The following is a 15130-nucleotide window of genomic DNA, read 5'->3' as shown; positions in this document are numbered from 1 at the left end:
TAATACCATAAAGTTCCTGAGTCAGGCTGTGTCCTTAGCAGTCAGGCAGCGTTCTCACGAATTGTCTCTGATTCCGCTTTTGAAGTGAGTGGGGTGACTTTGTCAATCTCTACACCTGAATGCTTACGAAAAAGGAACAAGATAATTGTCAAGTCTAACCGCAAAATTAGCGGGCAAATTAGGCTAATATACAATCAGCTACTACAGAGATTTGAGGTTCACTTCTTAGTAGACTACGGAACTGTAGAGGTATCTGCTGAACGCCGTTCTATAGGGGTGGATAAAGGATACACAGAGGCTTTCTACGATTCAGATGGGCAGGCTCACGGAGAGGGGTTGGGTAAAGTAGCGACCAAGAAATCCGATAGAATCTGTGCTAAGAATCGTAACAGAGGCAAGCTATGGGCGCTTCATAGAAAATTAGAAAAACTTGACCCAGATAAGTCAGCTCGTATCCTTGAAAACAACCTGACCAGAAAAACAGAGAATCGCCGTTACAGGCAAAACCAATCAGAGCTTGCAGCTATCATAGGAGCTGCATCTAAGTCCCTTTTCAATGGGGAATCGCTAAAAGTATTTTCTGTTCGCGAAGCGTGGCCTACGGCCTCAGATTTAACCCAACCAATAAAAAATAAACGTCAGTCCAAAACCATGTCTCGCAGGCTTAATAGCTGGATCAAGGGTCAGATGCGGGACTCCTTGCAGAAATGGGCTGATTGGACTGGCTCGGTTGTCACAGAAGTTCAACCTAGTTACACGTCGCAAATTGACTCTAGGAATGGAACCCTGTTGGGGAAAAGGACTGGGGACAATTTTACCGGATTTGATGGGGTCGTGTTACAGGCTGATTGCAATGCTGCATTGAACATCCTTGCTCGCGGTACCGACTTCGAAATAACTCGGTACATGAATAAAACCGAGGTTCAAGCAGTGTTGTTGCGTCGTACCGCGCGTTTCTTGAAAGGGTTGGGGCTTAGCCTGCTAGATGCAGTCGAGCTTGGTTGGCTTGATTGTAAGCATACCTTGGCTAAGGCTTTCAAGCAACTCCTCAACGGGATTTGAGGAATGCCTAGAAAGACGGGTGGAAGGTTCAACTCCAATTACTGTATAACCACCCCTCACTCAGGCAACAATACATTGCACCTTGACCGTTTTGTAAGGGTTTATCCCGATTAATTACGGTTTAAGAGTATCCCATAATAACAATAGCATTAAAGCGCCACACAAAACGAAAAAATTTATTTTCTTCCATGTTTGTTCACCTTTGACGGTTCAAGGTTCACTATTGACGGTTGACTATTGCTCTGAGTAATAAGACTCAATATGAGGTAAAATTAGGTAATATTATTAAACTATTGAATTTTCGGGGGATACTATGATCTCTGCAGCGATCGCTTACTTTGGACTTCTAGGTGGTGCCACTGTTGTGGCTCTGACTCTATTTTTTGGACTTAAAGCAGTTAAGTTGATCTAACTACTGTTGTTTCCAAGATCATCAAGGCAGTATGGCGAGTTAAAACATTTAATTGTTTTGACTATCGCCGCCTACTGTAGCGCTATACATAAAAATCTATCGTTATCAAGTTATAATTAGCAAACTATACTTATAACTATCTATAATTAGCCATATCGTAAGCTATCAGCTATCAGCTTTGGGCTGACGGCTGACTGCTGACTGCTGATGACTGAATACTTACCCATATCAACTTTCTAAGCCAAACACGCTTCAATTGTTGCTACCACGGACTGAGCTAGAGCAGTGAGTTCATAGCCGCCTTCTAAACCAAAAACAATACGACGAGTTAGCTGCAGACAATAGTTAGTAAATAGCCCATAATCTTCTGGCTGCAACGCAATATTTGCCAAGGGGTCGGCGGCATTAGCGTCATAACCAGCACTGACAATCAATAAATCTGGCTGAAATTTGGTTAAAAAGGGCATCACTTTCTGTTCAAACATCGGCTGGTAATCTGCTAAGGTGCTGCCTGGTGCCATGGGAAGATTAAGGACATTATTGTGAAACCCCTGTTCACTGGCTTGGCCTGTACCAGGATAGCAAGGGGATTGATGAAGGGAGATGTAGGCAATGCGAGCATCTCGTTCCACAACATCTTGAGTACCATTGCCGTGATGGACATCCCAGTCTAGGATGGCAACTCGTTCGACTCCCGATTGCTCTAAGGCATAGTAAGCTGCGATCGCAGCATTGGAAAATAAGCAAAACCCCATCCCTCTCTGACGTTCAGCATGATGACCAGGGGGACGGGCTAGAACAAAGGCTGAATTATTGGTAGTGAGGACTTGATCTACCGCATCTAGCCAAGCACTAACGGCGAGTAGGGCAACATCGTAACTGCGGGGGGATATCCCTGTGTCCGCATCTAACCTGCCACCATTACTCCTAGCTATTTCTTCAACTGTCTCAATGTAGCGCTGGCTATGAATTTGTTGTACTAGAGGCATCACTCGACGAGTTTCTACCGCTGTCGGTAACTGCCACTTAATTTGGTCAGCCCAAGGTGCAGCTTTGATAGCATCAACAATCGCAGTTAAACGTTCTGGTCGTTCTGGGTGAAACCGACCGTTATCGTGTTCAAGAAACTCATCGGAGTAAATGACAGGAAACATATTATAGCACGATTCAGCCAAAATGATGGAAAAACGCTTTAGGTCAAGGTACTTGTGAATAGATTAACCTTACCGATTACTTCATCAGGTGATCCCTAAACAGACCAAACACGACACCAAAGCCGATTATAGCTAGAGCGAGGCTGATAGGGATTAAATCTGGTCTCAAAACGATGGCAAAAATAGCTAAGCCGATCAAAACATAGGATAGTTTCATCAAAAACTCCTTAGTCGTTGGGAACCTCTGAGGTTTAGTCAGGGGAGGAAAACAATCTGGTGGCATAAACCGCCAGTCAACATGAACAAGAACAGGTTAATTTTCTAAGCTACCCTAGGAAATTTTCTGTCTTTTTCCCATAATTTTTGCACAAGAAGCGCGAATCTGCTCATTGTCTAAGCCTTGCCCGTGGTTCTGTTACCGGCTATAGTCGAGATTTTGTGTTAAAATTTAAAAATAACCAGCCAAATTTGGAAAAAAAAGGTGTTAAAAGCCTCTTTTGAGAGATTTTAACCGATTTATTTAGCAAAATCCTCGATAATAAGGGAGTTTGTCCAACTATGAGTACATCCCAAGAACGCATTGTCCCGACAAATTTGCGGAACGAAATGTCCCGGTCTTATTTAGAATACGCCATGAGCGTTATTGTAGGTCGGGCATTACCAGATGCCAGGGATGGGCTCAAGCCAGTACACCGACGGATTCTCTATGCGATGCATGAGCTGGGCTTAAGCCCAGACCGTCCGTTCCGCAAATGCGCTCGTGTGGTAGGGGAAGTGTTGGGTAAGTATCATCCCCATGGGGATACTGCTGTTTATGACGCTTTGGTGCGCATGGCTCAGGATTTCTCCATGCGATCGCCTCTGATTAATGGTCATGGAAATTTTGGCTCAGTAGACAACGACCCCCCAGCGGCAATGCGTTACACAGAGTGCCGCTTGCAAGCGATCGCTACCAATGCCCTACTTCGGGACATTGAGTCAGAAACTGTAGACTTTGTTGATAACTTTGACGGTTCCCAGCAAGAACCGACTGTCTTACCAGCACGGATTCCCCAATTACTGCTCAACGGCTCATCGGGGATTGCTGTGGGTATGGCAACCAATATCCCCCCTCATAACCTGGGAGAGTTGGTGGATGGCTTAGTCGGCCTGATCCATAATCCCGAAATCACTGATAAGGAGTTAAGGCGGTATATCCCTGGTCCAGATTTCCCCACTGGGGCACAGATTTTAGGAACATCGGGTATTAAAGATGCTTACACCAGTGGTAGGGGTTCTATCACCATGCGAGGTGTGGCAGAAATTGAAACGATTGGGCAACGAGGTCGTCCAGACAAGGAAGCCATTATTATTACTGAGCTACCTTACCAAACCAATAAGGCAAGTTTAATCGAAAAGATTGCTGAATTGGTTAATGATAAGCGTATTGATGGCATTTCCGATATTCGGGATGAAAGCGATCGCAATGGCATGCGCATCGTAATCGAACTAAAGCGCGATGCTTATCCCAAAGTTGTCCTGAACAATCTCTACAAGCAAACCCCCCTCCAAACCAATTTTGGAGCAAATATGCTAGCCCTGGTGGGCAATGAACCCCAGTTGCTGACCATAAAGCAGTTCTTAAATGTTTTCCTGGATTTCCGCATTGAAACCATTACCCGACGGACTCAATATCAATTGCGCAAAGCTGAGGAACGGGATCATTTACTGCAAGGGTTGCTAATTGCCCTAGATAGCTTAGATGCTGTGATTGCCGTGATTCGGGGGGCGGCAGATACGACTACAGCACGAGGACAATTAGTTACAGAATTTAGTCTATCTGAAGCCCAAGCTGATGCTATTTTGCAAATGCAGCTGCGCCGTCTGACTGCTTTGGAAGCCCAAAAGATTCAAGCTGAGCATGAGGAATTACAAGTTAGGATTGCGGATTTACGGGATATCCTAGCTCGCCGAAGTCGCATCCTGGAGATTATTGAAACTGAAGCCCAGCAACTGAAACAGAATTTTGCCACACCTCGTCGCACACAAATTCAACAGGTTGAAGGGGAACTAGATGATACTGACCTGATTGCTAATGAAAAAGCTGTGATTCTGCTGACTGAGCAAGGGTATATCAAACGCATGCCTGTGGATGAGTTTAGAGCTCAAGCTCGGGCAACTCGTGGTAAAGCTGCTGCCAGGATCAAAGATGATGATGAGGTAGAGCATTTCTTCACTTGCTGCGACCACGATAGCATTTTATTTTTTAGCGATCGCGGTGTAGTCTACTCTCTGCGTGCCTACCAAATCCCCGCTGCATCTCGCACCGCCAGGGGGGTACCGATTGTGCAGATGTTACCCATTCCCCACGAAGAAAAAATTACTTCTATTGTACCGGTATCTGAATTTACAGATGATGAATATCTAGTCATGCTAACCCATAAGGGTTACATCAAGAAAACTGCTCTAGATGCTTTCAGCAAAATTCGGGCAAATGGATTAATTGCTATTTCCCTCGGGGAAGGAGACCAGTTGCGGTGGGTACTTCGTGCTAGGGAAGAAGACAGCATCATAATTGGGTCTCGTCATGGCATGGCAATTCACTTCAAGTGTGACAATGATCAACTCCGCCCCCTCGGTCGTGCGACCAGAGGAGTTAAGGCTATGAAACTCAAGGGTGATGATGAATTAATCGGTATGGATATTTTGTCCGGTCAAATCATCGCTAGTCTAGCTGCTACTGAGGATTCAGAGGAAGAGACAGAAGACCTTAGTGATTCTGAGATGGTGGAAACAGCGGCTCAGGGTCCTTGGGTATTAATTGTCACCATGGGAGGCTATGGCAAGCGGGTACCGGTATCCCAATTCCGGTTACAAAACCGTGCTGGTATGGGAGTTCGCTCAACCAAATTCCGTTTACCCAAAGACCAACTGGCAGCCCTACAGGTAGTTAATGAAGGGGATGAATTGATGATAGTCACTAGTCGAGGGATTATCATTCGTCAAGCTGTTGATGCTATTTCTCCCCAATCCCGGATGGCAACTGGGGTCAGAGTGCAAAAGTTAGATGATGAAGATGCGATCGCAGCGGTTGCTTTAGTCCCCATTTCAGATCAAGAGCAAGAAATCGAAGAGCCGGAAATCGAAGAGCCAGAAACCGAAGAGCAGCAAGAGTCAGTAGATCAATAGAAATAGGCCACTAGAAGTTAACCAATAGGTTTTTGTTGACGGTTGACGGTTAATCGTCAACAAAAACCACCTTAACTATACTAAGAAACCAGTGCTCTAGGAGGCAAATCAAATGATTCAAACTGCCAAAAAGTTTTACACATTTGAAGACTATCTTTCCTACCATGATGACACTGACTACAAGTATGAGCTTGTTAATGGAGAGCTTATTGCTATGCCACCTGCTAGTGGACTACATGCCCTGATTATGCTTTTTTTATTCAAGCAATTTGATAGAGAAATTGAGAGGGTTAGTTTAGATTGGGTGGTTATGCCTGGTAATCTTGGGGTTCGCACCGCTGAGAATAAATCTAGAATTCCTGATTTAGTCATTATCTCAGAAAGTCAGCGGCAAGCTATCCGTTCCATGTCATCAGCGGTGCTGGAATCAGCACCACTACTAGCAGTAGAAATTGTCAGTGCAGGTAATCCCCAAGATGATTACCGCTACAAGCGTTCTGAATACGCAGTGCGGGAAGTGCCTGAATATTGGATTGTTGATCCAATTAAGTCTAAGGTCTCGGTTTTGCGTTTAGTTGATGGGTTTTATGATTTGACTGAATTTACAGGAAATCAAAAAATTGAATCAGAAACATTTCCCGAGTTAGCTTTGACAGTTGAACAAGTATTGGCAGCTTAGACTAATTGTTAATGATAACTTTTAAAAAAAGCTCTTGCACCAAGTTTAAAATTTATCTGTTTTTATATCAATAATAGGTTGACATATCAACTAAAAATGCTAGATATATAGCGTACTGACTATTACTTCTCTACCCGATATCCCAACTCTAATAACCGTAAGCGAGATTGTCGCCATTTCGGTTTTACTTTCACAAACAATTCCAGGTAAACTTGACCAGCGACTAACTTTTGAAGTTGCTGACGAGCCGCAGTACCAATTTGTTTGAGCATAGTCCCCTTTTTGCCAATCAAAATCCCTTTTTGGGAGTCTCTCTCTACATTTATCGTAGCAAAAATACGGGTAATTTTTGGTTGCTCCTCCACTAAATCAATAGTAATAGCAACCGAGTGGGGCACTTCCTCACGAGTTAGGAGTAAGATTTCCTCTCGAATCAATTCCCCCATGATAAACCGTTCTGGCTGGTCGGTTAAGAAGTCAGGGGGATAATAATATGGCCCTGGTTCTAAGCATTCAATTAATTTCTGCTGCAATAGGTCTAAGTGATTACCTGTTAGGGCAGAAAATTTTACGACTTCCCAGCCTTGAGCAGTAGCTAGTTTAGCGTAACTAGCATCGATTGATTTTCCCCTACTCTGGCGAGGTTGTATATCTGATTTGTTAACACCCAAAATTACTGGTGTCTTAGTATTACTCAGTAGATCAACAATAAAGCGATCGCCTCCTCCCGCCTCTACTGTACTATCGACCACCAACAGCACCACATCCACTAACTCAATGGCTATTTGGGCATTTTTTACCAATACCTTACCCAGTTGATGATGAGGTTTGTGAATTCCTGGCGTATCCACAAAAATCAACTGAGCTTGTGGTGTGGTCAAGATACCTCGCAGCCGATTTCGGGTAGTTTGAGCCACTGGCGAAGTGATGGCAATTTTTTGCCCTACCAGTTTATTCATCAGTGTGGATTTGCCCACATTCGGGCGTCCCACAATCGCCACGAAGCCAGACTTAAAGCCCTCTGGAGCAACCGGAATAGTTTCTAGAACTGATGGCTTGATAACTTTTTCCTCTAGGTTATCTTGGGAAGAGTCTATGGTCGAATCCTCTTCCGAGTTTTGTTCGTCTTGGATTTTAGAATTGTCAGTCATTGAACCAATCGTAGTTTTTATTGTTTTATTATGAAATTTATGTTAGCAACATACATAGGGACTATGTTGAGTATATTGTTACAGGGAATAACACCCCGGTTAATTGACCAACAGTATCATAAATACAATTGATCGTGGGCTTGAAATAAAAAATTCTAAGTTAGTTGCCCACACTAAAGCAGTGTAGACTACATACTACTTATGACCAATACCGCTACTTTCCCTGACCTGGAAAATCATTGGGCGAGAGATTCTATCAACCAACTGCGGGAGCGTAAGTTGGTCAGTGGTTACCCGGATGGTAAATTTCGTCCTAATTCTAGAATTACCCGCGCTGAGTTTGCTGTCTTAATGCTGAATGCGTTTCCCTCAGCGCCGATTCAACGAGGTGGTATTCGTTTTCTGGACGTACCTAGTAATCATTGGGCCAAGAATGTGATTCAAGATGCCTACAAGCGGAGATTTTTTTCGGGCTATCCTGGCAGACGATTTAAACCGAATGAGTCGATTTCACGAGTGCAAGCGATCGCGGTCTTAGCAGGAGCCAAGAATTTCCCTATCCCGTCAGATCCCGATGGAACTATCAGACGGTATTTTACTGATGCTAGCCAGATTCCCCAGTATGCTAAAAATGCGATCGCATCCGCAGCAATTAATACTATTGTGGTTAACTATCCCAATATCAAACAGGTCAAGCCAAATCAGAGTGCTACCCGTGGTGAAGTAGCGGCTTTGCTGTGTCGGGCGTTAAACATCTATGCTGTCCCACCTCAGTATATTGCTGGAGTGGACGTTTCTCCTGATGATGTTCGTAGTTTACCAGGGCAATTGGATCAGGTGCCTGTCTTTAATAGCAATAGTCCAGAACTAGTCACAAGTGAGGGAATTTTGCTATCTACGTTTTCACCGGAAGGGAAACAAGTTCCTTCAGCTCACCTTGACTATGGCTTTAATGGACGGTTTGATATCTTTACCCACCATATTGCTAGAGCAGAGACTCAGGCCGAAACCCATCCCCTTTACCAAGGATTAATAGTTTATAATCCCAATGACACACCTGTTACAGTGGATGTCTTGCAAGGGGCGAGTTATCTGTCTACCCCAGATGCACCGTTTATCTCGTTGCCGGATATGGTGGATAATCCCAACGGTACAGTCTATGCTGGTCCTGGCAGTCGGACGATGAATGATGTACTCAGGGGAATTCTCCAAGAACTATTTCCCGCCAAACTGGTGCTGAAGGCAAAACAAAGCCAGATGTTAATGAATCAGCCAATTCCAGTTAAACGATCACCAGCTTCAAATGGTCGTTCTACCATGATGCGCTTACGGAGTGATGGAATGGTTTATCTGGCTAACTTAGCGATGAAAGCCCCTCGTGATGGCAATGGAAACTATCGGGAACCTACGGTAGCAGAATGGCAACACTTACTGGATACGGGTGGCTTAGCTCAACCCCGTGGACCGATACCCACTCCTCTCGAACCACCTCAAGAACCGACGGTGTTTGGTCGGGTGGCTGGTGTTTCCCAAGGTTCTAAATGGCAAGTGCTGATTCAAGATAATCCAAATGTTAACTATTTGAGTATTCCTCAGCTAGGGCAGGGATATTCTTATGTGCTGGGGACTCTACATCTGATTACTCTGAGTACAGGGCAAATTCAAAGTGCACCGATGTTAAGGCGCTATCCCGATACGGCCTACTTTGCCCACAGTAATTATGGGGTAGAATACAATATAACTTTGCCATTGAAGAATACTACTAATCAACCCCAAACGGTGACGGTATCGCTGCAAACGCCATTGAAGGATGAGGGGGGTACTGATCGACTGCTGTTTTTGAACCCACTGGTTGAAAACGTGTTCTTTCGGGGTACACTCAGAATAAATTATGATGATGATGATCGAAAGGCTCAGACGCGCTATGTGCATTTAGTGCAGCGACGAGGACAGCCAGGGCATCCATTGGTGACGTTGAATTTAGCCCCTGAAGAAGTTAGGCAGCTAGAGGTGGATTTTCTCTATCCCCCGGATTCGACACCACCCCAGGTGCTGACAGTTCGGACTTTGGAGGGTTAGGAAAGTTGGAAATCGGCTCACAAATGCAAGGTCGCGATTGTGCGATCGCACGATCAAATATTGATCTCAATTCTAGTAGTCTGACGGATTTAGCATGAATCTGCTATTGTTTAACGTTAGCAGCATACTGAACTTTATCAAAAATAGCTGATGCCAGCAAAAGCGATCAGTATTAACTATTTAGGAGTTTATTTATTGCTGACGAAGTTTTGCCTAAGATCATCAAACCAGCAGAAATGCTTACTCTAGATGATAGAGATGATCTAGTTACGGCAGCCAGTGCCTAGGGATATACCTAGAATTGCTGTCGGCACCAGAACAACTATATCACACTCAGGTTCCTTGATAACTGTTGCTAGATAACTATATGAGACGTTGAACACTTATGCCTTCTCAAACCTTTATCGTGCGTGCTCACACTCGTACGATTCATACCCGTCCAGTTACATTTTTTTGCCCGAAATGCAATCATATGACTACTCGTGAGTGCTATCCTGGTAAGCCTCCTAAATACTGTCTCGAATGTAGTCCGAGACGAAAACGTCAGCAAGATGAGCTTTATATACCCGAAAAGGGGATGTTCAAGCCAACACACAACTTGGTTAATCTTACCAATGGCCAGAAGACACCAGTATGTCTGGAGAAGTCTCCCCAAGCTGGGTGGCTTTTTGTGAGGACAGCCCTAGATTGGTTTAGCGGGGAAAGCATCATCAAGTATCACACAACTAAAGGGGTTTACAGCCAGGAGGTGCCGTTAGCAGATTATATCGTCGAAGCTCTCCCAGCTGACGAGGTCACCACAGCATTTCCATCAGCTACCTCTGGAAGTAAGACAGACAAGAAGATTACAAAGAAGATTACTCCTGCTAAATCTTCATTAGAGCTAATTTTAGTAGAACCCTACAGTGTGAAGAAGATGTGCGATCGCTTCCGGTGTGGGGACAGGTTACTCAAGAGGATGCGCACTGACCCAAACTTCAGCCAGTGGAGTCGCTCTCGAGATCCCGAGGGCATCACTTGGGAGTATCGGCAAGGAAAATATTTTCCTTTAGTTGATCAGCTTAATCAGGTTAATCAGGAATCATCAGCCACCTCTGAACCTGAAATAGAGGATACTACCCCCACTACTAATGGGTTATCGCAAGGTTTTTTAGTAAAACCCTACAGTGTCAAACAGATGTGCGATCGCTTCCGGTGCGGGGACAGGTTACTCAAGAGGATGCGCACTGAGCCACACTTCAGCCAGTGGAGTCGCTCTCGAGATCCCGAGGGCATCACTTGGGAGTATCGGCAAGGAAAATATTTTCCTTTAGTTGATCAGCTTAATCAGGTTAATCAAGAATCATCAGCCACCTCTGAACCTGAAATAGAGGATACTACTCCCACTACTAATGGGTCATCCCAGGGTTTTTTAGTAAAACCCTACAGTGTCAAACAGATCTGCGATCGCTTCCGTTGTGGGGACAGATTACTCAAGAGGATGCGCACTGAGCCCAACTTCAGCCAGTGGAGTCGCTCTCGGGATCCCGAGGGGATCACTTGGGAGTATCGGAAAGGAAAATATTTTCCTTTAGTTGATCAGCTTAATCAGGTTAATCAAGAATCATCAGACACCTTTGAACCTGAGATCGAGGAGACTACTCCCACTACTAATGGGTTATCGCAAGGTTTTTTAGTAAAACCCTACAGTGTCAAACAGATCTGCGATCGCTTCCGGTGCGGGGATAGGTTACTCAAGAGGATGCGCACTGAGCCCAACTTCAGCCAGTGGAGTCGCTCTCGGGATCCCGAGGGCATCACTTGGGAGTATCGGCAAGGAAAATACTTTCCTTTAGTTGATCAGCTTAATCAGGTTAATCAAGAATCATCAGACACCTTTGAACCTGATAGCGATGAGACTACTGCCACCACTAATGGGTCATCCCAGAGTATTTCAGTAGAACCCTACAGTGTCAAACAAATGTGCGATCGCTTCCGTTGTGGGGACAGGTTACTCAAGAGGATGCGCACTGAGCCCAACTTCAGCCAGTGGAGTCGCTCTCGGGATCCCGAGGGCATCACTTGGGAGTATCGGCAAGGAAAATACTTTCCTTTACTTAATCACCAATAGTTCATTAATCTCAAACCAAGTCAGCAGATGCGCGCTTCGTAGCGCCGACGCTACGAAGCGCGCATCTGCTTTATTATTTCTGGGATACGAGAAAGTTTGGTCTTTCCCAACTTGGGGTATCTTCGAGTCTGTTCTGCCTCTTCCCCTTCTCCAGTTTCTAGTCAGGGAAAGTAGTTAGTGATTTTTCCTTTCCCTGCGCTAGCTGCTACGGGCGACCTAAACTTTAGCTGCCATAGATAAGATTAGGTCAATCATCCGGTTAGAGTAACCCCACTCATTGTCGTACCAACAGACAACTTTAAAGAAATTAGAATTAAGTTCCATTCCCGCTCCAGCATCGAAAATGCTTGAATGAGGGTCGCCTTGAAAATCGGTGGACACCACTGGCTCCTCTGTATAGCCCAAAATTCCTTTCATCGCCCCAACTGACGCTGCCTTCATTGCTGCACAAATCTCTGGGTAGCTGGTTGCCTTTTGAGTCCTGAAGGTCAAATCTACCACTGATACATCCGGTGTTGGTACCCGTAATGCCATCCCCGTGAGTTTACCTTTCAGTTCCGGTAACACTAGCGTGACAGCTTTGGCCGCACCCGTAGAAGCGGGGATAATGTTCTGAGCAGCACTTCGCCCCCCCCGAAAGTCTTTCTTACTTGGACCATCTACCGTTGGCTGGGTAGCAGTCATGGCATGGACCGTAGTCATTAACCCTTCCGCTAGCCCAAAATTGTCATTAATCACTTTAGCAATGGGAGCAAGACAGTTAGTTGTGCAACTGGCATTGGAAACGATACTATCTTTAGCCGGGTCATAGGTACCGTGATTGACACCCATCAACAGAGTGGGAACCAAATCAGGGTTTTTAGTAGGAGCAGAGATTACCACCCGCTTCGCTCCTGCTTCTAAATGCTTAGATGCCCCATCATAGGTGGTAAATAGACCAGTAGATTCTACTACATATTCCACACCGAGTTTCGTCCAAGGCAGTTCCTCTGGGTTTTTAATTGAGACACAGGGGATTTTCTTGCCATTGACCACAATTCCATCAGCTTCAGCTTCTACGGTACCTTTGAAACGACCATGGGTTGAGTCGTATTTGAGTAAATAGGCGATAGTCTGTGGTGGAACTAGGTCATTAATGCCCAGCACTTCGATTTCTGGGTAGTTGAGGGCAGCACGGAATACGAGTCGTCCGATACGACCAAATCCATTGATACCCACTTTGACAGTTGCCATGGACAAATCTCCTTTAAGAGGTTTACAAATTTACGTTTGTCGATAATTAAGAATGCTCTTTCTTGCTGCGCGTTCACCCTTGTCGGGAAACCCAACCGGAGTCATACCGTATCCAGCGATACAGAGGTGCGACCCGTGATGGCGAGCAATCCCTCGCCATCACGGAAAGCGCACCTAAGAAGATTAATTCTTCCTTTATTGTTGACAGCTGGGAGCATCAAAACTATCATGAACGGATTGCAAAGCAACCAGATGTGATTCAATGATTTTTGCTAGGCATCCAAGCTATTGTTTATAGCTCACTCTACTCATTATTTGTTAATCCTTTAACTTAATTTAAGACTGTGGTAATTGGTATCAATCTCTACCACTGCTCTGTCTTAAACTTCCTTCAAAGAAATAAAAGAGAAGGTAAGCATTTATAGCGCTACGCGCAAGTCAGAAGTCATAAGTCAGAAGTTAGAAGTCAGAAGTAAGCTAGACTGACGTTTCGGAGTTTAGAAATGTCAAACACCTTAATGGGTAGTGCTATACATGACCGCTGATAGCTGACTGTTAAATGCTTACCAGAGAATTAACCTTTTCTTTAAACCTAGTCTTTAAATTTTTATCTACAATTTAATTAAGGTGGTTTTGAGATTAGGTCTATGAAAGTCGCTGTCTTTAGTACCAAAGTCTACGACCGACAGTTTCTGGAAGCTGTTAATTCCCAATACGGTCATGAATTAACTTTTTTTGAACCGCACCTCGATACTCAAACGACTATTTTGGCATCAGGATGTCCAGCAGTATGCGTTTTTGTCAATGATTCCCTCAACGGACAAGTGTTGGAAAAGCTGGCGGAACAGGGAACTCGTCTGATTGCTCTACGCTGTGCTGGTTTTAATAATGTGGATGTCACAAAAGCGACAGAATTGGACATGACAGTAGTGCGTGTTCCGGCTTACTCCCCGTATGCGATCGCTGAACATACGATTGGCTTAATGCTAGCCCTGAATCGCAAGATACATCGTGCTTATTCTCGAGTACGAGAAGGAAATTTTTCCCTAGATGGACTCTTGGGATTCGATATGCATGGTCGAACTGTAGGCATCGTGGGAACTGGTAAAATTGGTGTTATCGTAGCCCAAATTCTCACTGGTATGGGGTGTCAATTAGTGGCATATGATCCTTATCCAAACCCGGAGTGTCAAGCTTTAGGGGTCAAGTATGTAGAGCTAGCTGAACTCTTTGCTATCTCTGATATTGTCACCCTACACTGTCCCTTAACTACTGAAAACTATCATCTGATTAATTCCGAAGCTCTAGAGCAGATGAAACCAGGTGTGATGCTAATTAATACTAGCCGAGGGGGATTGATTGATACCAAAGCCATTATCGGTGCGCTGAAGTCCAAGAAAATTGGCTATCTTGCTTTGGATGTCTATGAGGGAGAATCTGCCTTGTTTTTTGAGGATTTGTCCAATGAAGTCATTCAAGATGATATTTTTGAACGTTTACTCACGTTTCCTAATGTAATTATTACTGCTCATCAAGCTTTTTTAACTGAAAACGCCCTCCATAACATTGCTGAAACTACACTATCTAATATTACTAACTTTGAGAAAGGTGTTCCTTGTCCGAATAAAATTTTTATTAGGAAATAGGGCATAATATCAAGTCAGGTTGAATACCAAATCTTCTCAAGGGGTGACCTCGGCAAAATTTAATTAAGATTTTAGTAATTGGTAATTCTAATCTAATTACTAAAATCTTAATTACCAATTACTAAATTAGCCTAAAACGCACTAGGAGGAGGGGCAACAAAGGAAAGAGGAGGGAAGACTTGTAAATCAATATGCTGCTCTGGACTGAAATTAAGACCTGCTTGTAGTTGAGCAAATTGTCGCTCTTCAAAGGACAGAGCACCTGTAGTTTTATTGTAGGAGATTTGATCAATATCAAGTTCCCCAAAAGTGACATACTCCCGACGCCGAATCTTTGATTACGGCGCGGGCTTCTTAACCTCACGATTAAGAGTTTCTGCGTAGCACTTATCTAGGTACAAAACCCCCGACAGTACGCTATCAGCAGACAGTTTCC

The 15130-nt window shown here is 44.4% G+C and carries 11 protein-coding genes and 1 pseudogene; 8 read left to right on the top strand and 4 right to left on the bottom strand.

Annotation, left to right across the window (positions count from 1 at the left end; genetic code table 11):
- Positions 1–129 precede the first annotated feature (129 nt).
- Positions 130–1062: pseudogene (locus F6K46_RS32720) on the top strand (zinc ribbon domain-containing protein); the annotation flags it as partial.
- Positions 1063–1375: 313 nt separating this feature from the next.
- Positions 1376–1474 carry a cytochrome b6-f complex subunit PetL gene (locus F6K46_RS32715; protein ID WP_293065735.1) on the top strand — a complete coding sequence of 33 codons (99 nt, stop codon included), beginning with the start codon at positions 1376–1378 and terminating at the stop codon, positions 1472–1474.
- Positions 1475–1710: 236 nt separating this feature from the next.
- Here F6K46_RS32715 and F6K46_RS32710 read toward each other — a convergent pair whose 3' ends face one another.
- The gene (locus F6K46_RS32710) at positions 1711–2628 is read right to left on the bottom strand and encodes a histone deacetylase (protein WP_293065732.1); all 918 of its coding nucleotides are present in this window, start codon (positions 2626–2628) and stop codon (positions 1711–1713) included.
- Positions 2629–2704: 76 nt separating this feature from the next.
- Positions 2705–2845, bottom strand: coding sequence for a hypothetical protein (locus F6K46_RS32705; protein ID WP_293039591.1), 141 nt, complete (start codon positions 2843–2845; stop codon positions 2705–2707).
- 341 nt (positions 2846–3186) lie between these two features.
- Here F6K46_RS32705 and gyrA point away from each other — a divergent pair, with 341 nt between their 5' ends.
- A complete protein-coding gene (gene gyrA, locus F6K46_RS32700) occupies positions 3187–5796 on the top strand; it encodes a DNA gyrase subunit A (RefSeq protein ID WP_293065730.1) in 2610 nt (869 codons plus the stop codon).
- 112 nt (positions 5797–5908) lie between these two features.
- Positions 5909–6475, top strand: coding sequence for a Uma2 family endonuclease (locus tag F6K46_RS32695; protein ID WP_293065727.1), 567 nt, complete (start codon positions 5909–5911; stop codon positions 6473–6475).
- Between the two features lie 122 nt (positions 6476–6597).
- Here the strand turns inward: F6K46_RS32695 and era are convergent, their stop codons facing one another.
- Positions 6598–7626 (bottom strand): GTPase Era, encoded by a 1029-nt coding sequence (era, locus tag F6K46_RS32690; RefSeq protein WP_293065724.1) that lies wholly within the window; start codon positions 7624–7626, stop codon positions 6598–6600.
- Positions 7627–7827: 201 nt separating this feature from the next.
- Here era and F6K46_RS32685 point away from each other — a divergent pair, with 201 nt between their 5' ends.
- Positions 7828–9705, top strand: coding sequence for a DUF3370 family protein (locus F6K46_RS32685; protein WP_293065722.1), 1878 nt, complete (start codon positions 7828–7830; stop codon positions 9703–9705).
- A 385-nt stretch (positions 9706–10090) separates the two neighbouring features.
- Complete coding sequence (locus F6K46_RS32680; RefSeq protein WP_293065719.1) at positions 10091–11815, top strand: hypothetical protein; 1725 nt, start codon at positions 10091–10093, stop codon at positions 11813–11815.
- A 216-nt stretch (positions 11816–12031) separates the two neighbouring features.
- Here the strand turns inward: F6K46_RS32680 and gap are convergent, their stop codons facing one another.
- Entirely contained in the window at positions 12032–13048 is a 1017-nt protein-coding gene (gene gap, locus F6K46_RS32675; protein WP_293065717.1) for a type I glyceraldehyde-3-phosphate dehydrogenase, read from the bottom strand.
- Between the two features lie 62 nt (positions 13049–13110).
- Between gap and F6K46_RS32670 the strand changes: the two genes are divergently transcribed.
- Positions 13111–13314: a hypothetical protein gene (locus tag F6K46_RS32670; protein ID WP_293065714.1), complete on the top strand. Its 204-nt coding sequence runs from the start codon at positions 13111–13113 to the stop codon at positions 13312–13314.
- Positions 13315–13695: 381 nt separating this feature from the next.
- Entirely contained in the window at positions 13696–14694 is a 999-nt protein-coding gene (locus F6K46_RS32665; protein WP_293065711.1) for a 2-hydroxyacid dehydrogenase, read from the top strand.
- The last annotated feature ends 436 nt before the right edge of the window (positions 14695–15130 follow it).

The organism is Moorena sp. SIO3E8, from assembly GCF_010692445.1.
In the GTDB taxonomy this organism is placed as follows: Bacteria; Cyanobacteriota; Cyanobacteriia; order Cyanobacteriales; family Coleofasciculaceae; genus Moorena; species Moorena bouillonii.
Note: the sequence above shows the minus strand (reverse complement) of the source record. Positions and strands in the feature narration are given on the sequence as shown.